19 protein-coding genes are annotated in these 17,881 nt (G+C 72.7%); 11 read left to right on the top strand and 8 right to left on the bottom strand.

Annotation, left to right across the window (positions count from 1 at the left end):
* Positions 1 to 955, top strand: a 955-nt coding sequence (locus FNH04_RS22095; protein WP_228031556.1) for a phosphotransferase, incomplete at its 5' end; no start/stop codon positions are given.
* Positions 956 to 990: 35 nt separating this feature from the next.
* Here FNH04_RS22095 and FNH04_RS22090 read toward each other — a convergent pair.
* The 3 genes from FNH04_RS22090 to FNH04_RS22080 all read right to left on the bottom strand — a co-directional run bounded on the left by FNH04_RS22090 (position 991) and on the right by FNH04_RS22080 (position 4,280).
* Complete coding sequence (locus tag FNH04_RS22090; protein ID WP_322723512.1) at positions 991 to 1,695, bottom strand: gamma-glutamyl-gamma-aminobutyrate hydrolase family protein; 705 nt, start codon at positions 1,693 to 1,695, stop codon at positions 991 to 993.
* A gap of 142 nt (positions 1,696 to 1,837) precedes the next feature.
* Entirely contained in the window at positions 1,838 to 3,283 is a 1,446-nt protein-coding gene (gene eat, locus FNH04_RS22085; RefSeq protein ID WP_152786873.1) for an ethanolamine permease, read from the bottom strand.
* 250 nt (positions 3,284 to 3,533) lie between these two features.
* Positions 3,534 to 4,280, bottom strand: a complete 747-nt coding sequence (locus tag FNH04_RS22080; RefSeq protein WP_152786871.1) for a FadR/GntR family transcriptional regulator — start codon at positions 4,278 to 4,280, stop codon at positions 3,534 to 3,536.
* Between the two features lie 89 nt (positions 4,281 to 4,369).
* Between FNH04_RS22080 and FNH04_RS22075 the strand changes: the two genes are divergently transcribed.
* Genes FNH04_RS22075 through FNH04_RS22060 form a run of 4 tightly spaced genes read left to right on the top strand, consistent with a single transcriptional unit; the run spans position 4,370 to position 8,938 of the window.
* The gene (locus FNH04_RS22075) at positions 4,370 to 5,740 is read left to right on the top strand and encodes a glutamine synthetase family protein (RefSeq protein WP_322723510.1); all 1,371 of its coding nucleotides are present in this window, start codon (positions 4,370 to 4,372) and stop codon (positions 5,738 to 5,740) included.
* 11 nt (positions 5,741 to 5,751) lie between these two features.
* Entirely contained in the window at positions 5,752 to 7,140 is a 1,389-nt protein-coding gene (locus tag FNH04_RS22070) for an aldehyde dehydrogenase family protein (protein WP_152786867.1), read from the top strand.
* Between the two features lie 7 nt (positions 7,141 to 7,147).
* A complete protein-coding gene (locus FNH04_RS22065) occupies positions 7,148 to 7,957 on the top strand; it encodes a 3-oxoacyl-ACP reductase (protein ID WP_152786865.1) in 810 nt (269 codons plus the stop codon).
* A gap of 60 nt (positions 7,958 to 8,017) precedes the next feature.
* A complete protein-coding gene (locus tag FNH04_RS22060; protein WP_152786863.1) occupies positions 8,018 to 8,938 on the top strand; it encodes a DUF2510 domain-containing protein in 921 nt (306 codons plus the stop codon).
* A 13-nt stretch (positions 8,939 to 8,951) separates the two neighbouring features.
* On the opposite strand, the gene FNH04_RS22055 is transcribed toward FNH04_RS22060, so the two are convergent.
* Together FNH04_RS22055 and FNH04_RS22050 are read right to left on the bottom strand one after the other, a co-directional pair.
* Positions 8,952 to 10,154, bottom strand: a complete 1,203-nt coding sequence (locus FNH04_RS22055) for an amino acid deaminase/aldolase (RefSeq protein ID WP_152786861.1) — start codon at positions 10,152 to 10,154, stop codon at positions 8,952 to 8,954.
* A 423-nt stretch (positions 10,155 to 10,577) separates the two neighbouring features.
* Complete coding sequence (locus FNH04_RS22050) at positions 10,578 to 10,781, bottom strand: hypothetical protein (RefSeq protein WP_152786858.1); 204 nt, start codon at positions 10,779 to 10,781, stop codon at positions 10,578 to 10,580.
* A 193-nt stretch (positions 10,782 to 10,974) separates the two neighbouring features.
* On the opposite strand from FNH04_RS22050, the gene FNH04_RS47815 reads away from it, so the two are divergent.
* Both FNH04_RS47815 and mycP read left to right on the top strand, forming a co-directional pair.
* The gene (locus FNH04_RS47815; protein ID WP_228031555.1) at positions 10,975 to 12,219 is read left to right on the top strand and encodes a hypothetical protein; all 1,245 of its coding nucleotides are present in this window, start codon (positions 10,975 to 10,977) and stop codon (positions 12,217 to 12,219) included.
* The gene (gene mycP, locus FNH04_RS22040) at positions 12,216 to 13,430 is read left to right on the top strand and encodes a type VII secretion-associated serine protease mycosin (protein WP_322723508.1); all 1,215 of its coding nucleotides are present in this window, start codon (positions 12,216 to 12,218) and stop codon (positions 13,428 to 13,430) included. Before FNH04_RS47815 ends, mycP begins: the two co-directional genes overlap by 4 nt.
* A 7-nt stretch (positions 13,431 to 13,437) precedes the next feature.
* Here the strand turns inward: mycP and FNH04_RS22035 are convergent, their stop codons facing one another.
* The gene (locus FNH04_RS22035; RefSeq protein WP_152786856.1) at positions 13,438 to 14,490 is read right to left on the bottom strand and encodes a serine hydrolase; all 1,053 of its coding nucleotides are present in this window, start codon (positions 14,488 to 14,490) and stop codon (positions 13,438 to 13,440) included.
* A 149-nt stretch (positions 14,491 to 14,639) separates the two neighbouring features.
* Between FNH04_RS22035 and FNH04_RS22030 the strand changes: the two genes are divergently transcribed.
* On the top strand, positions 14,640 to 15,368 hold the full coding sequence (locus FNH04_RS22030) for an SseB family protein (protein ID WP_322723506.1): 729 nt from the start codon (positions 14,640 to 14,642) through the stop codon (positions 15,366 to 15,368).
* 86 nt (positions 15,369 to 15,454) lie between these two features.
* On the opposite strand, the gene FNH04_RS22025 is transcribed toward FNH04_RS22030, so the two are convergent.
* Positions 15,455 to 15,823, bottom strand: coding sequence for a DUF1844 domain-containing protein (locus tag FNH04_RS22025; RefSeq protein ID WP_152786852.1), 369 nt, complete (start codon positions 15,821 to 15,823; stop codon positions 15,455 to 15,457).
* Between the two features lie 170 nt (positions 15,824 to 15,993).
* A complete protein-coding gene (locus tag FNH04_RS48685) occupies positions 15,994 to 16,116 on the bottom strand; it encodes a hypothetical protein (protein WP_265580061.1) in 123 nt (40 codons plus the stop codon).
* Positions 16,117 to 16,137: 21 nt separating this feature from the next.
* Between FNH04_RS48685 and infC the strand changes: the two genes are divergently transcribed.
* From infC to rplT, 3 genes are all read left to right on the top strand, one after another.
* Positions 16,138 to 16,839 carry a translation initiation factor IF-3 gene (gene infC, locus FNH04_RS22020; protein WP_152786851.1) on the top strand — a complete coding sequence of 234 codons (702 nt, stop codon included), beginning with the start codon at positions 16,138 to 16,140 and terminating at the stop codon, positions 16,837 to 16,839.
* 131 nt (positions 16,840 to 16,970) lie between these two features.
* On the top strand, positions 16,971 to 17,165 hold the full coding sequence (gene rpmI, locus FNH04_RS22015) for a 50S ribosomal protein L35 (RefSeq protein WP_003989075.1): 195 nt from the start codon (positions 16,971 to 16,973) through the stop codon (positions 17,163 to 17,165).
* A 96-nt stretch (positions 17,166 to 17,261) separates the two neighbouring features.
* On the top strand, positions 17,262 to 17,645 hold the full coding sequence (gene rplT, locus FNH04_RS22010; RefSeq protein ID WP_004002577.1) for a 50S ribosomal protein L20: 384 nt from the start codon (positions 17,262 to 17,264) through the stop codon (positions 17,643 to 17,645).
* Positions 17,646 to 17,881 lie beyond the last annotated feature (236 nt).

Here is a 17,881-nt window from a genome sequence, read left to right as displayed (position 1 = left end):
GACCTACCCCGCCCCGCCCGCCGCAGGCGTCCGCTCACCCTGGGAAGCCCTGCCCGGCACCGTCCACGCCGCCGTCGCGGACATGCTGGGTGCGCCCGTCGCGCACGCGGTCACCCAGGTGGGCGGGTTCTCACCCGGCGTGGCCGCCAGGGTCGTCACCGACGCAGGACGGCGCGGCTTCGTGAAGGCCGTGAGCGCCGACGTCAACCCGGTCAGCCCGGGCATGCACCGGGAGGAGGCACGCAACGCCGCCTCGCTCCCGGTCGACGTCCCCGCACCCCGGCTGCTCGGCTCGTACGACGACGGCACCTGGGTCGCCCTCGTGTTCGAGGACGTGGAGGGGCGGCAGCCCCGGATTCCTTGGCGGGAGGACGAGCTGACGCGCGTACTCGACGCCGTGGGCGAGCTGAGCCGCACGCTCACACCGGCACCCGTCGAGGTCCCGCCCCTCGTCGAGTCACTCGCCGAGGACTTCGCGGGATGGCAGCGGATGATCGACGAGGGGGACGACGGGGAGGGGCTCGATCCGTGGACGGTCAGCCATATGGCCCGCCTCGCCGAGGTCGCGGCCCCCTGGGCGGGCTTCGCCGCCGGAGACACCCTCGCCCACTGCGACCTGCGCGCCGACAACGTGCTGCTCACCGACGACGGGCAGGTCGTCTTCGTCGACTGGCCCCACGCCCGCCAGGAGGCGGCGCCCTGGTTCGACCTGCTGCTGATGCTGCCGTGCGTACGGGCGCAGGGCGGGCCCGATCCGGAGGAACTGTTCACCCGGCATCCGCTGGGGCGCGACGCCGACCCGGACGGGGTCACCGCGACTCTGGCGGCCTTCGCCGGGTTCATGATCCGGTGCTCCCGGCAGCTCCCACCGCCCGGCATCCCCACCCTGCGTCCCTTCCAGCGCGCCCAGGGCGAGGCCGCCCTGGAGTGGCTGAGGAAACGGCTCGCAGAGTAGCTCGTGGCGTGCTCGGGAAGCGGCTCGTGGAGTGCTCAGGAAACGGCTCCGGAAGCGACCTGGGAAGCCGCCCGGGTGAGGGCGCGCATCACTCGCGTGTCCTCGCCCATCTCCGGGTGCCACTGGACCCCCAGCACCCAGGCGGCGCCGGGGAGTTCGACCGCCTCCACGGTCCCGTCCGCCGCGTGCGCCGAGGCGACGAGTCCCTCGCCGAGACGGTCCACCGCCTGGTGGTGGTACGTGGGTACGGAGGTTTCCTCGGGCGCGATGTCCGCGTACCGGGAGCCGGGCACGGGCTTCACCGAGTGGCGGCCGAAGACGCCCGCCTGAGTGACATGGCCGTCGAGGTGCTGGACCAGCGTGCCGCCGAGGGCCACGTTGAGGAGCTGCATACCGCGGCAGATGCCCAGGAGCGGGATTCCGGCCGCGAGCGCGGCCCGGATCAGAGCCAGTTCCCACGCGTCGCGCTCGGGCGTGGGCGGGCCGGTGCGCGGAGAGCGCTCGGCGCCGTAGCGGGCGGGGTCGACGTCGGGGCCGCCCGCGATCACCAGTCCGTCGAGACGGGCGACGGTCTCGGCGGCGTACGACGGGTCGTCCGGTGGCAGCATCGCGGCGAGCCCGCCCGCCGCCTGGACGAGCCGCGGGTAGCCGACCGGCAGCAGCGCGGCCTCCAGTTCCCAGACACCCCAGCGGGCGCCGGACTCCAGATACGTACTCACACCGATCAGCGGCCTGGTCACCTGTTGCTCCTTCGCGGCGAACTGGTCGGGGCCCGGAACGGCCGGGCCCCGGGAACGGGTGTCGTCCCAGGACGGGATCGCCCCGGGGACGGTGCCGTCCCAGGACGGTCCGCCCCGGGAACGGGTGCCGTCCCAGGACGATTCAGTCCCGTGCCAACTCTGCCTCGGCCGCCGCCAGCGCCGCGAACTCCTCCTCCGGCGCCTTCGCCACGAGGTGCTTGCGGCTGTACAGCCCGAAGTACGCCACCGCGACCACGTACACCGCGAGCGCGATGAACGCCGCCGTCACGTCCACCAGGAACGTGGCCACCAGCGCCGCGCAGGCGAGGACCAGGGCGACGGAGGACGTCACGATGCCGCCCGGCGTCCGGTACGGCCGCTCCAGGCCCGGTTCGCGGCGCCGCAGGACGATGTGCGACAGGGACATCAGCGCGTAGCTGATCGTGGCGCCGAAGACGGCGATGTTCAGCAGACGCATACCGTCACCCGTGCCCGCCGCGAGCGCGAACCCGATCGTGCCCGGGACCAGCAGGCCCAGGTACGGGGCCTTGCGGCGGCTGGTGAGGGAGAGGAAGCGGGGCAGATAGCCCGCCCGGGACAGGGCGAACAACTGGCGCGAGCCCGCGTAGATCAGCGAGAAGAACGAGGCCACCAGACCCGCCAGGCCCGCGTAGTTCACGACCCTGCTCAGCACTGTGGCCTTGCCGTCCGGCTGGAGCGCCTCGACCAGCGGGTTGCCAGCCGCCTGGATGGCGGCCGAGCCGCGCGCCCCGGCGGCGGCGAAGAAGGTGACCACGGCCAGGACCACGAGGATGCCCATCGACCAGCGGATCGCCTTCGGCAGCGTACGGGCCGGCTCCCTGGTCTCCTCGGCGGCGAGCGGCACACCCTCGACGCCCAGGAAGAACCACATGCCGAACGGGAACGCCGCCCAGATGCCGAGCAGGCCCATGGGCAGCCAGGAGCTCGCGCCGAGGGCGGACGAGTCGACCGGTATGTCGTCGAGCGACGAGGCGTCGAAACCGGGCAGCGCGCCCAGGGCGAACACGACCAGGGCGGCGACCGCGATACCGGTGACGACGAAGCTGAAGAGCAGCGCCTCGCCCACGCCCCACAGGTGGATGCCGAGGAAGATCGCGAAACAGACCAGGTACATCGGCCAGCCGGACTCCAGGCCGAACAGACCCAGCGACTCGACGTAGTCCCCGATGAAGATGACGATGGCGGCGGGTGCGAGGACGTACTCGATGAGGATCGCCGTACCGGTCAGGAAGCCGCCCCACGGGCCGAGCGCCCTGCGCGCGAAGCCGTAGCCGCCGCCCGCGGTGGGCAGGACCGAGGACAGCTCGGCGAGCGCGAAGACCATACAGGCGTACATCAGGCCCATGAGGACCATGGCGATCGCCAGGCCGCCGAAGCCGCCCTCCGCCAGGCCGAAGTTCCAGCCGGAGTAGTCACCGGAGACGACGTAGGCGACGCCGAGGCCGGTGAGCAGGACCCAGCCGGCACTGCCTCGGCGCAGTGCTCGGCGCTCCAGATAGTCGTCCGCCTCTTCGGCGGTGCGCGTGTTCGTGGATTCCAGGGACATGGCACGACTCCCCACGGGGCGGCGGATGCGGATTCCTCCGGGCACGGTGGGGGGACCGGTCCCCGGACCAATGGAATGGAGCCATACCTTTGCCGGGGTGGTGGCAGGAATGCAATACCCGTGCGTTAACCGTCCGTAAATCCGCGAGCCGCGCGTCCCGAGCGCCGCGTCCCGAGCCGGCTGTCCCGAGACGAGCCATGCACCCCGAGTCTCGCGTCCCGAGTCTCGCGTCCCGGCCGGTGCCGCCGGCTCAGCCCAGAAAGCCGCGCAACAGGGCCGCCGTACCCGCGCAGTGCTCGCGCATGATCTCCCGCGCCCCGTCGGCGTCCCCCTCCAGCACGGCCTCCACCAGGGCGGTGTGCTGCCGCTGCGAGTGCTCAAGGTTCCGCACCAGCAGCGGGATGCAGTCGAGCAGGTCGTTGACGGTCGCGCGGACGGCCGCGTACTGCGCGGTGAGCGTGGGGGAGCCGGACAGTTCGGCGAGGGTGAGGTGCAGCAGCGTGTCCAGCCGGCGGTACTCGTCGAGCGGCGCGTCGTGCGTGCGGGCCAGCGCCTCGCGGAGCCGCCCGGCCTGCTCGTCGTCGAGGCCGTGCGCCGCGCACAGCCCGGCCGCGCCCACCTCGAGCACCTCGCGGAAGCGCAGCGTGTCCTCGACGTCGACGTCCTCCAGACGGCGGCGCAGCTCGTCCTCGCCGGGGGTGCCGGTGCGGGGCAGCACGAACGTCCCGCCGTACCGCCCGCGCCGCGACTCGACCAGGCCCTGGTCCTGCAGGACCTTGAGGGCCTCGCGCAGCGTCACCCGGCTGATCCCGAGCCGCTCGGCCAGCTCCCGCTCCGACGGCAACCGCTCGCCGCCCGGCACCAGGCCGAGCCGTACGACCTGGAGGATCTGCTCCAGGGCCTCCTCGAAGCCGTTGCCCGCCCGCACCGGCCGCAACACGGACGCCAGCCGGTCGCCGGCCCCGGTCGTCCCGTGCTCCGTTCCCGCCTGCGACATGTGGCCGCACCCCCTTCCCAAGTAATGGTCGCGAGTAATACCTTATGGCTCCCGGCTGGCCGAAGCAGCCCTCCCAAGGAGGCCCTCCCGTGGCAGACCGCACACCCCCGCTCGGTGTCGAGGAGCTGCACGCCCTCGTCGCGGGCGGCGAGATCGACACTGTCGTCCTGGCCTTCCCCGACATGCAAGGGCGTCTCCAGGGAAAGCGGTTCGCCGCGCGCTTCTTCCTCGACGAGGTGCTCCAGCACGGGACGGAAGGCTGCAACTACCTGCTCGCCGTCGACACCGAGATGAACACCGTCGACGGATACGAGATGTCCTCCTGGGACCGGGGCTACGGCGACTTCGCCATGCACCCGGACCTGAGCACACTGCGCCGGGTGCCCTGGAACGAGGGTACGGCGATGCTGATCGCCGACCTCGCCTGGAACGACGGCTCACCGGTCGTCGCCGCGCCCCGCCAGATCCTGCGCCGCCAGCTCGACCGGCTCGCCGAGCTCGGCTACACCGCCCAGGTCGGCACGGAGCTGGAGTTCATCGTCTTCAAGGACACCTACGAGCAGGCCTGGGACGCGGGCTACAGCGGGCTCACCCCGGCCAACCAGTACAACATCGACTACTCGGTGCTCGGGACGGGCCGTATCGAGCCCCTGCTCCGCCGGATAAGGAACGAGATGGCGGGGGCCGGCCTGACCGTCGAGTCCGCCAAGGGCGAGTGCAACCCCGGCCAGCACGAGATCGCCTTCAAGTACGACGAGGCCCTCGTCACCTGCGACCAGCACGCGATCTACAAGACCGGCGCCAAGGAGATCGCCGCCCAGGAGGGCGTGTCGCTCACCTTCATGGCCAAGTACAACGAGCGCGAGGGCAACTCCTGCCACATCCACCTGTCGCTGGCGGACGCGGACGGGACCAACGCCATGGCCGGCTCCCAGGACCACCCCGGCGGCATGTCGCCCGTCATGCGGCACTTCCTCGCCGGGCAGCTCGCCGCCCTCCGCGACTTCTCGCTGCTGTACGCGCCCAACATCAACTCCTACAAGCGGTTCCAGCCGGGCTCGTTCGCACCGACCGCCGTCGCCTGGGGCCACGACAACCGGACGTGCGCGCTCCGGGTCGTCGGCCACGGGCGCTCGATGCGGTTCGAGAACCGGCTGCCCGGGGGTGACGTCAACCCGCACCTCGCCGTCGCGGGCCTGGTCGCGGCCGGGCTGTACGGCATCGAGCAGAAGCTGGAGCTGCCCGAGGCGTGTCCGGGGAACGCGTACACCGCCGAGTACGCGCACGTGCCCACCACCCTGCGCGAGGCCGCCGAGCTCTGGGAGAACAGCCCCATCGCCAAGGCGGCCTTCGGGGACGAGGTGGTCGCGCACTACCGCAACATGGCGCGCGTCGAGCTGGAGGCCTTCGACGCCGCGGTGACCGACTGGGAGCTGCGCCGCTCCTTCGAACGCATGTGAGAGGTCCTTTCTTGTCCGAGCAGTACGAGGGTCATGACGTGCACGAGCTCCAGGTACTCAACCCGGCCACCGAGGAGGTCGTCGCCACCGTCCCGGCCGCCACGGCCGAGGACGTGGACGCGGCGGTCGTACGGGCCGGCCGTGCCCAGACCCGGTGGGCCGCCCTCGCGCCCGGCGACCGCGCCCGGCTCCTGCGCCGCTTCGCCACGACCGTGGACGGGCACATCGAGGAACTGGCCCGGCTGGAGGTCCGCGAGGCCGGTCACACCGTCGGCAACGCCCGCTGGGAGGCCGGCAACGTCCGGGACCTGCTCGACTACGCGGCCGGAGGCGTCGAACGGCTCACCGGCCGTCAGATCCCGGTGGCCGGCGGCCTCGACGTCACGTTCCACGAACCCCTCGGCGTGGTGGGCGTGATCGCGCCCTGGAACTTCCCGATGCCCATCGCGGCCTGGGGCACCGCCCCCGCGCTCGCGGCCGGCAACGCGGTGCTCCTCAAGCCCGCCGAGACGACCCCGCTCACCGCGCTCCGCCTCGCCGAACTGGCCCTGGAGGCAGGCCTGCCCGAGGGCCTGTTCCAGGTGCTGCCCGGTCACGGCCCCGTCGCGGGCAACGCCCTCGTCGAGCACCCGGGCGTCGCGAAGATCGTGTTCACCGGGTCCACGGCCGTGGGCACACAGGTGCTGGCGAAGGGCTCGGCCCTGCTCAAGCGCGTCACCCTCGAACTCGGCGGCAAGAGCCCCAACATCGTCTTCGCCGACTCCGACCTCGAGGCCGCCGTGGCCGCCACCCCCATGTCGTTCCTCGACAACTCCGGCCAGGACTGCTGCGCCCGCACCCGCATCCTCGTCCAGCGCTCCGCGTACGACCGCTTCCTCGACCTCCTCGCGCCCGCGATCGAGTCCGTCCTCGTCGGCGACCCGGCGGACGAGAACACACAGATGGGCCCGCTGATCTCCAAGGTCCAGCTGGACCGCGTCCGTTCGTACGTCGACCCGGACGCGCCCGGCATCCGCGGCAAGGCGCCCGAAGGCCCCGGCTTCTGGTTCCCGCCCACCGTCCTGACCGGAGTCGAGCCCCACGCGCGCGTGGCGGCCGAGGAGGTCTTCGGGCCGGTGGCCGTGGTCCTGCCCTTCGAGGACGAGGCGGACGCGATCCGGCTCGCCAACGACACCCCGTACGGCCTCTCGGGTTCCATCTGGACCCGGGACGTCGGCCGGGCGCTGCGCGTCTCGCAGGCCGTCCGCGCGGGCAACCTGTCCGTCAACTCCCACTCCAGCGTCCGCTACTGGACGCCCTTCGGCGGCTTCAAGCAGTCGGGCATCGGCCGCGAGCTCGGCCCGGACGCGCTCACCGCCTTCACCGAAACCAAAAACGTCTTCATCAGCACGGAGGCCTGAGCCGCTCATGAGCGACACCACCGACACCACCGACACCACCGAGGAAAGCATCTGCCGCCGCCTCGTCGGGCGTACCGCCGTCATCACCGGGGCCGGCAGCGGCATCGGTCTCGCCACCGCGCGCCGGCTCGCCTCCGAAGGGGCCCACGTGGTCTGCGGCGACGTCGACGAGACACGCGGCAAGGCCGTCGCCGAGGAGGCCGGCGGGATCTTCGTGAAGGTCGACGTCACCGACCCCGAGCAGGTCGAGGGGCTGTTCAGGACCGCGTACGACACCTACGGCAGCGTCGACATCGCCTTCAACAACGCGGGCATCTCACCGCCCGACGACGACTCCATCCTGGAGACCGGCCTGGAGGCCTGGAAGCGGGTCCAGGAGGTCAACCTCACCTCGGTGTACCTGTGCTGCAAGGCGGCCATCCCCTACATGCGGCGGCAGGGCAGGGGCTCGATCATCAACACCGCGTCGTTCGTGGCCCGGATGGGCGCGGCGACCTCGCAGATCTCGTACACGGCCTCCAAGGGCGGTGTGCTGGCCATGTCCCGCGAGCTGGGCGTGCAGTTCGCGAGGGAGGGCATCCGCGTGAACGCGCTGTGCCCGGGGCCGGTCAACACCCCGCTCCTCCAGGAGCTGTTCGCCAAGGACCCGGAGCGGGCCGCGCGCCGGCTGGTGCACATCCCGCTCGGGCGGTTCGCGGAGGCCACGGAGATCGCGGCCGCGGTCGCGTTCCTCGCCAGCGACGACTCGTCGTTCGTGAACGCCACCGACTTCCTGGTGGACGGCGGCATTTCGGGCGCGTACGTCACGCCGCTGTAGGAAGCCCGCGTCCGAGCGCTTCCGGGACAGCGGGACGGCCCGTGTGATTAGAGTGCCGGAATGAGCAGCACGCCCCCGCCCGGCTGGTACCGCGACCCGTCGTACCCGCTCACCGAACGGTGGTGGGACGGAACGCGGTGGACCGACCACCGGCGCCAACCCGAGGTACCCCAGCAGCCCCTGGCGCGGCCACAGCCCCCTGCCAGGGGCTCGGGCCGTCGGGGCAGGGCCGTGGCGATCACCGCGGCCGGCGCCGTCCTGACCGCCGCGATCGTCACCGGAGCCTTCGTGCTCCGCGGAAACGACGGCGCGAGCCAGGAGACGAGGACCTCCCCGACGCCGGCCCGCACCACGGCCCCCGGGAGCGACGGTCCATCACCCTCGGAGTCCACCTCCGAACCGTCCGCCGACGACCCGGCCGTGGTCGTGGACGACCTCAACGGCATCACCTTCCCGCTCCTCGACGGCTGGGCCCGGGCCGACAACGTCGCCGAGGAGGACGTCGTCCTGGTCACCCCGGGCACGTACGACTGCCCCGGCATCGACGGGATCTGCCGCCACGGCCGGGTCGTCTCGCGCACGGTCACGGGCAGCGACGAGACCTCCCCGGAGGCCCTGGCCAAGGACGACATCGAGGACGCCGCGAACGACGCCTACGACCGCGACCAGCTCGACCGGCGCCCGTACAACGGCATCACCGCGCACGAACTCGTGAAGTCGGGCCCGGTCGCCGTCGCGGGCCGCACCGGGTACTTCGTGCGCTGGCGCGTCACGACCGAGGCCGGGCCCGGGGGCTACGTCCAGTCGCTGGCCTTCCCCTCCAGCACCGGCTCCGAGTCACCGGTCATCGTCCGCTTCGCCTTCGACGCGGGCGCCGACGGGCCGCCCCTCGGCGACATGGACAGGATCACCAAGGGGATCAGGCCGGTGGACGACGCCGACACCGGCGGGGGAGTGGGCAGCAGCATCGGACCCTCGTGAGCCCTGAGGTGACCTACAGGAACGTGTGCCCTTCCCCGCGGTACGTCGGCACGGTCGCCGTCACCTCGTCGCCCTCGACGAGATGCAGCACGTCGAACCGCTCGCACAGTTCACCGGCCTTGGCGTGCCGGAACCACACCTTGTCGCCGATCAGCAGGTCGTCCGCGGGCGCGCCCAGCAGCGGTGTCTGCACCTCGCCGGCGCCCTCCTGGGGGTCGTACCCGAGCCCCTCCGGCAGATACGGCACGGGCAGCCGGTCACGGCCCGCGGCGCCCGAGGCGGGATAACCGCCGCCCAGGACGGTGACGACGCCGACGCCCGGACGGCGGACGACGGGCTGCGCGAAGAGCGCGGCCGGACGCCCGGTGAACGAGGTGTAGTTGTCGAAGAGACGCGGGACGTACAGCCCCGACCCGGCCCCGATCTCGGTGACCGCGTCCTCGGCGGCGGTGTGCTGGACGCTGCCCGTGCCGCCGCCGTTGACGAACTCCAGGCCGGGCGCCACGGCCCGCACCGCCCGCACGACCTCGGCGCGCCGCTCGGCGAGCTCCTTCTTCGCGGCGGTCTGCATCAGCCGGACGGCCCGGGAGCGGAACGGACGCCCGGCGAGGGAGTCGCCGACACCGGCGATGTGCCCCTCGTACGCCATGATCCCGACCAGCTGGAACCCGGGCCGCCGGACGACGGTACGGGCCAACTCGGCGACCTGGGCGGGGGAGTGGAGCGGGGAGCGCCGGGCTCCGACGCGTACGCGCCCGCCCAGCAGCTTCAGGGACGTGTCCAGCTCCAGACAGACGCGTACGACCTCGGTACCGCCCTGGCGGGCGTTGTCGATGAGCTGGAGCTGGGCGGGGTCGTCGATCATCACCGTGACGGCGGCGGCGAGCTTGGGGTCGCCCGCCAGCTCGGCGTAGGCCGCGCGGTCCGCCGACGGGTACGCGAGCAGGACGTCGTCGAAGCCGGAGCGGGCGAGCCACAGGGACTCGGCGAGGGTGAAGGACATGATGCCCGCGAAACCCTCGCGCGCCAGGACGCGTTCGAGGAGGGCGCGGCAGCGGACGGACTTGCTGGCCACACGGATCGGCTTGCCACCGGCCCTGCGGACCAGATCGTCGGCGTTCGCGTCGAAGGCGTCCAGGTCGACGATCGCGAGAGGGGCGTCGAGGTGGGCGGTGGCCCGGTCGTAGCGGGCACGGTCAGCGGCACGGGCAGTCATGAACGCAGCCTGCCAGACTCGATTACCGCAGGGTAGGGGGACGATCCGGGCAGATGCCCCGGGCGTGCGGGACCGGTTCCCTCTCGACGCGCGTCAACCCGTAGAGTGACGCGAGCGCAGGGGACGACCTCGACCGGGGATGGCCACGCTCCGCTTCGGGTACGGATGCCCGTGCGGACACCCGGACAGGTGGTTCCCGGACGGATGACCGCTCCCCACGGGCGGTCGGACACCCGGAGGCCTCCGAGGGATCCGGGCACGAGGAAACGGGGGGTGCATGAGCACGGAAGCGCGTCGCGCCTCCATACCCCCACGCCCCACGACCCCGCCGCGGCCGACCACGCCTCCGCGCGGATCCGCCCCGGCCGGCCCGGTTCCGTCCTCCGCCACCCGCAACGAGCAGCGGGACGAAGCGCCGCCGTCTCAGCCCCCGCGGCCCGATCGGGCGGCGCCCTCACCGGGGCGCACCCCCGCGACACCGCCGCCACCGCTCCCGCAGCAGTCGCCGAGGGCCGGGGCGGCCCCCGCGGCCGGGGCGCCACCGGTACGTCCGGCGGGACCGGCGCGGACGTCTCCGGGAGCGCCCGGTCCGGCGACCGCACCCAGGGCCTCGTGGGGCTCAGCCACCGCCGGCGGTCCGGCACCCTCGCGGGGCGGTGCCCCGGACGCGTCGCCGCGCACCGCGCGGGCCACCGGCTCCGGGAGTCCCGGGGACGCCGCGCGGCCTCCCCGGGGGGCCACCGCCTCCGGCACAGGCGCCCCCCGGGGCACCACCGCCCCGGACGCGCCGGCGCCCGGCCGCCGCACCGGGACCGAACCCATGACGCCGGACCCGGGCTCGCAGCACCCGCGCTTCGCCGACTTCCGCAGGGCCGCCGGCCAGGGCGGGCAGGCCGGGCAGGGCAGACAGGACGCAGTAGCCTTCATCCCGCCTCCGCCCGCGGCCTCCGCGCGGTTCCCCGACGCGCCCCCGGCGGGGCCGGGCCCCGCACGCCGCGCGGACGCGCCCAAGGCGCCGGGCACCGAGTCCGCCGACGCCGCGCTCCGGATCCCGCCCAGACCCAGCGCACCGCCCGCAGGGGCACCGCGTCGCACCGCCGTGCCCGAGCAGCCCCACAACGAGCCGACCACCCGGCTGCGGCCCGTCCGGGACGAGGAACCGGTCGGCTGGGCACCCCCGTCGGGCCCCTCACGGCGCAGTATCGACGCACTCGACCAGGCGCTCGGCACACACCCCGGACGCCCGTACGTCACCTTCGCGCAGCCCGAGACGTACCACCCCGAGACGTACGATCCCGCCGCGCACCCGCGGACCGGCCGTCAGCGGGTCGTGGCGGCCACCGCCTGTGTCGTTCTCGGTCTCGGGCTCATCAGCGGTGCGGTGACCGGGAGTTGGCTGATCGGGGACTCGGGCGAGGAGAGCCGCCGCGGCAGCTTCGCGGCGGCCGGGGAGCTGTGGCACACCGTGCCCGTCGACCAGCTGTTCCCGCCCACCATCGAGGGTGACGGTGCCGGACCGGGTGGCGCCGACCGGGTCTGGACGCGGATCGCCGTGGCACCCGACAGCGGCTGCCGGGACGCCTTCGACCCGCTGCTGCGTAAGGCCCTCTCATCGGTCGGCTGTCTGCGGCTGCTCCGCGCCACCTACACCGACGCGACCCGCAGCCATGTCACCACCGTGGGCCTGCTGTTCACCAACGGCGACGCCGCCGCCATGGCCTCCCTGAAATCCCGCTTCGAGAAGGACGGCCTCGACCGGCGTACCGACCTGATGCCCCTCCCGTACGCCGCGAAGGGCACCGTGGCGGCCCGGTTCGGCGCCGACGAGCGCGCCTCCTGGACCCTCTCCGTCCTCACCGACGCCCCCGTCGTCGTCTACGCCGTCTCCGGCTTCGCCGACGGCCGCACCATCACCGAGCCGCAGCCCGCCGAGGAGGCCATGAAGTCCGGCGCCACCACCGCCCCCGCCCAGTCCGGCCTCGGCCACGAGGCACAGGGCCTCGCGGACCGCGTCGAGCGCGGCTTCCGCAGAACCGTCTCCGCGGCCGGGGACGAGCCCTCGTGACCCTCAGGAAGGCCGGGGCGCACCGCGGAACCGGCGCGCTGAGCCTCGCCCTGGCGGCCTCCCTCGCCCTCGTCCCGTCCGCCACCGCCCACGCGGACAGCATCCGCGACCAGCAGTGGGCCCTGGAGGCCATGCACACCCGGGAGGCCTGGCAGACCACGAAGGGCGCGGGCATCACCGTCGCCGTCCTCGACACGGGCGTCGACGACCAGCATCCCGACCTGGTGGGCAACGTCCTGCAGGGCAAGGACATGGTCGGCTTCGGGGCCGGCCGGGGAGACGAGACCTGGGCGCGGCACGGCACCGCCATGGCCGGGATCATCGCCGGCCACGGACACGGTCCGCGAGGCGCCGACGGTGTCCTGGGCATCGCCCCGGCCGCCAAGATCCTCCCCGTCCGCGTGATCCTGGAGGACAAGGACCCCGCCCGCTCCAAGGCCCGCAACACCCGCGGCAACGCGCTCGCCGACGGCATCCGCTGGGCCGCCGACCGGGGCGCCGACGTCATCAACCTCTCCCTGGGCGACGACTCCAAGTCCGCCCACCCCGAACCCACCGAGGACGCCGCCGTCCAGTACGCCCTCGAGAAGGGCGCCGTCGTCGTCGCCTCGGCCGGCAACGGCGGCGAGAAGGGCGACCACGTCTCGTACCCGGCCGCCTATCCGGGCGTCATCGCGGCCACCGCCGTCGACGAGTACGGCACCCGCGCCTCGTTCTCCACCCGCCGCTGGTACGCCACCGTCAGCGCCCCCGGCGACGACGTCGTCATCGCCGACCCGGACCGCGAGTACTACGAGGGCTGGGGCACGAGCGCCGCCGCCGCGTTCGTCTCCGGCGCGGTCGCCCTCGTCAGGGCGGCCCACCCCGGCCTGACCCCCGCTCAGGTCAAGCAGCTCCTGGAGGACACCGCCCGTGACGCGCCCGCCGGCGGGCGCAACGACTCCCACGGCTTCGGTTTCGTCGACCCCGCGGCCGCGATCAAGGCGGGCGGCAGGCTCGAACCCGAGGGGCTGCGCTCGGCGGCGTACGGCCGCAAGTACTTCGGGAGCGGCCCGGACACGGCCGAGGACGACGACGCCTTCAGCTGGGCGGCCCCGGTCGCGGGCGGCTTCGGCGTGCTGCTGCTGGGCGCGGCGGTGGTGCTGTGGCGGGGCCGCGTACGACCGGAGGAGCTGGAGGAGGACGAGGACGAGGAGATGTACGCCGTCTGACGAGGAGTCACCGGCGTGACCGCGGCCCCTCAGGGAGCGCTCGTGCCTCAGCCGCGGCTGCGGCCGTGGTGGCCTCGCCTCCGGTATCCCCGTCCCCGTCCCCGTCCGAGAACACGGACACCGCCGCCCGCGCGGCCGCCTCCACCAGCGAAACCCCCTTCGCCTTGGTCGTGTTGCCGTTCGACAGCGCCGCGACGAGGTAGTCGTGCCCGTCCACGGTGACCCGCCCGATGCTGTTGATGTCCCACAGCCCGGTCGTGCTGCGCGGCAACCATCCGTTCTTCAGGGCGGATTCGGACCCAGCGGCCGACACGCCCCAGTCCTGGCCCACGGCGATCCGTCCCATCAGTTCGCGCACGTACGTTCGCGAGGCCCCGCTCAGCTCCGAGTCGTCCCCGAACACCTGCCGCAGCAGGGTGAGCTGGTCGGCCGCCGTGGTCTGGGTCAGCCCCCACAGCAGTCCGTCGCCGCCCTCGGTGTCGGTGAGCCCGAAGCGCTCGTTCGCGGCGTCGAGGCCCGCCGCCCCGCCGATCGCCTTCCACAGCGTGGTCGCGGAGGCGTTGTCGCTGTTCTCGATCATCGCGGTGGCGTACGACCGCTCCTGCGCCGTGAGCCGCCGGTCCGCGTCCTGGGCCTGGAGCAGCAGCGCCGCCAGGATGTCGACCTTCACGATGCTCGCGGTGTCGAACCGCGCCTTCCCGTACACCGCGCTCTCCCCGGACTCCACGTCCATCACGGCCACGGACACGTCGGCGCCGTCCTCGACCGCGAGGTCCTCCAGCGCGGCCGAGAGCAGCGCGTCGTAGTCCGCCTCGGGCGCCGCCACAGGTTCCAACGAAGCCTCCTCCACGGCCTCTTCCGCGCTCGCCGAGGCGGATGCCGAGAGCGAGGACGATGACGCCGACGACGATACGGCGGTCTCCTCGCCGTGCGCCCGGCCCTTCACGAAGACCGTCGCGGCGGTCGTGCCGCTCACGATGACGGCGGCGGCCAGCACGGCGTAGAGGACGGGGCGGCGCCGCGGTGGGCGAGCGCGGCGACGGGCTCTGTGAGGAGGCATGCCGCGATGCTGGAGGCGCGGCCTGTGCGCTGGGTTAGCCGGATGTTAGATACGTGTCAGGGAACGCTGAGAAAACCGTGAGGGAGATGAACGACGCGTTTCCGGCCCCGGAAAGGCCCGGCAGTCATCCCCCGATAGGGTCGACGACCGTGGCGAACAAGAACATTCCCGACCCCGCCTTCTCCGACGACGACGGCTCCGCCGACCCCGGGCTGAGCGCCGCGCTCGCCGCCTGGGCCGAGGACCGCACCGCCGTCGCCCCCGTCCTGGAGGCCCTCGAGGGCGCCCGGCTGCTCGTCCCCGTCGTGGCAGTCCTCGGCGAGGTGGAGGAGGACGAGAACGGCCTGCGCCGTGAGAAGACCAGCGACATGGCCGTGCCCACCCTGAAGGCCGGCCACCGCACCGCCCTGCCCGCCTTCACGTCCACCGACGCGCTGGCCCGCTGGGACCCCGGCGCACGCCCGGTCGCCGTACCCCTGCACCAGGCGCTGCAGGCCGCCGCGCACGAGAAGGCCGACACGATCGTCCTCGACCTGGCCGGGCCGGTGCCGTACGAGCTGACCGGGCCCGCGCTGCTCGCGCTCGCCGAGGGACGGACGACGGCGGACCCGCTCGCCGACCCGGCGGTCGTCGAGGCGGTACGGGGCGCCGTGGCCGCCGAGCCCGCCGTCCTCAGCGCTCATCTCGGCCCCGGACGGGCCGACGGCACGCTCGCCCTCGTACTGGACCCGTCCGCGCCCCCGGCCGAGGCGGCGCAGGCGGTCGCGCGGCGCCTCGCCGCCGACGAAACGCTGCGGGCCCGCCTGGTGCGCGGCCTCGACCTGGCACTGCTGCCGGCCGGGTCCACGCCACCGGGCGAGCCCCTGTACGTGCGCTGACGGACAGCCGGACAGCCGGACAGCCGGACAGCCGGACAGTCGGACAGCCGGACCGACGGGCCAGACGGACCGGCCCGGCCGGCGGACTAGCCGTAGACCGGACCCGTGTACTTCTCACCCGGACCCTGGCCCGGCTCGTCCGGGACCAGGGACGCCTCGCGGAACGCCAGCTGGAGCGACTTCAGGCCGTCGCGCAGGGGGGCCGCGTGGAAGGAGCTGATCTCGGTCGCGGACGCGTCGAGGAGACCGGCCAGGGCGTGCACCAGCTTGCGGGCCTCGTCCAGGTCCTTGTGCTTCTCGCCCTCCTCGGTGAGACCGAGCTTCACGGCGGCGGCGCTCATCAGGTTGACGGCGACCGTCACGATCACCTCGACCGCCGGGACCTCCGCGATGTCGCGGGTCATACTGTCGAAGTCGGGGTTCTCGGGAGAGCCCGAGGGGGAGGTGTCACTCATGTGCCACACGATAGGTCTCGGACGGGGCCTGCCCCCAGTCGGCCTCGGTTAGCTGTTCCTGGCCCGAGCTGCTAACCTTGGGTGACGACCGGCTGGACATACATGTGCCCGGCCCGCAAGTGGAGGCTCCGAACTCCCACCCGACCGTCCCCCGGACGGCGGGTCACCGGTCAGGCGGCCACCACCGTTCCGTACGGACGGTGGAGTCGCCCGAAGTGCGCCCCGCGGTTCACCGCGGCGGTGTTCCGGCAGTCCTGGAGCCCCGCCTGTGTCCCGTCCGGGGCATTTTTCATGCGCCGCGATGGTTGGTCCCTATGTCAGTCAGACATTACGCGGCGGTCCGCCAGACCGTCGTGGGGTGCTACCGAGGAGGATCCATCAGCGCCGAGCCCCGCATCAACGACCGGATTCGCGTTCCCGAGGTGCGACTTGTCGGTCCCAGTGGCGAGCAGGTCGGCATCGTGCCGCTCGCGAAGGCACTGGAGCTTGCGCAGGAGTACGACCTGGACCTGGTCGAGGTCGCGGCGAACGCCCGTCCGCCCGTCTGCAAGCTCATGGACTACGGGAAGTTCAAGTACGAGTCGGCCATGAAGGCCCGTGAGGCGCGCAAGAACCAGGCGCACACGGTCATCAAGGAGATGAAGCTCCGGCCGAAGATCGACCCGCACGACTACGACACCAAGAAGGGTCACGTCGTCCGGTTCCTCAAGCAGGGCGACAAGGTCAAGATCACGATCATGTTCCGTGGTCGCGAGCAGTCCCGGCCCGAGCTGGGCTACCGACTGCTGCAGCGTCTCGCGGAGGACGTCCAGGACCTCGGTTTCGTCGAGTCGAACCCGAAGCAGGACGGCCGGAACATGATCATGGTTCTCGGTCCGCACAAGAAGAAGACCGAGGCGATGGCCGAGGCCCGTGAGGCGCAGGCGGCCCGCAAGGCGGAAGCGAAGGCCAACCCGGGCCGCTCGCAGAACGCCTCCGATGTGGAGGCGCCTGCCGAGGAGCCTGCCGAGGCGTGATTCCCCCGGACGCGAGTCCGGGGATCCCCTGGGCCGACAGTCCAGGGATGTCAACCGATAGACAGGACGTTCCACCGTGCCCGGTTTCACGACCGGGCACCGGAGCGCCATGACGAGGAGAGAACGGCGCTATGCCGAAGAACAAGTCGCACAGCGGTTCCAGCAAGCGCTTCAAGGTCACCGGCTCGGGCAAGGTGCTCCGTGAGCGCGCCGGCAAGCGCCACCTGCTCGAGCACAAGTCGTCCCGCGTGACGCGTCGCCTCACCGGCAACGCCGAGATGGCCCCGGGCGACGCCAAGAAGATCAAGAAGCTTCTCGGCAAGTGACGTCGGGTGCGCACCGCGCACCTGATCTCCGACCGGGACCCAATCGATTCCGGGCCGTGTGACGACCACCGCGGCCCCGCTACAAGGAGTTAACAAGTGGCACGCGTCAAGCGGGCAGTCAACGCCCACAAGAAGCGCCGGGCGATCCTCGAGCAGGCCTCCGGCTACCGCGGTCAGCGTTCGCGTCTGTACCGCAAGGCCAAGGAGCAGGTCACCCACTCGCTGGTCTACAACTACAACGACCGCAAGAAGCGCAAGGGCGACTTCCGTCAGCTGTGGATCCAGCGCATCAACGCCGCTGCCCGCGCCAACGGCATCACGTACAACCGCTTCATCCAGGGTCTGAAGGCCGCGAACGTCGAGGTCGACCGCAAGATCCTGGCCGAGCTGGCGGTCAACGACGCGGGTGCGTTCGCCGCGCTCGTCGAGGTCGCGCAGAAGGCTCTGCCGTCGGACGTGAACGCGCCGAAGGCGGCGTGACGCCGGCGCCGGCCTCGCACCGGAGCTAGTCCGACCCCGGACCCGCAGGCTGTTGGCGGCCTGCGGGTCCGAGTGCGTCCGGGGTGCGCCGGCGTTTGTCGCCCCCGCGCCCCCGGACCCTCCGCTCCTTCGAGGCTGTCAGGCCGACAAGCGGGGTCGACAAGCGGGGCCGACAAGCGGGGTCTGGGGGCGCAGCCCCCAGGGATGGGACGGGTAGGGGCGGCGGGGGCGAGGAA

This window comes from Streptomyces phyllanthi (genome assembly GCF_009377205.1).
In the GTDB taxonomy this organism is placed as follows: Bacteria; Actinomycetota; Actinomycetes; order Streptomycetales; family Streptomycetaceae; genus Streptomyces; species Streptomyces phyllanthi.
The sequence above is the reverse complement of the archived record's forward strand: the minus strand, read 5'-3'. Positions and strand labels throughout refer to the sequence as shown.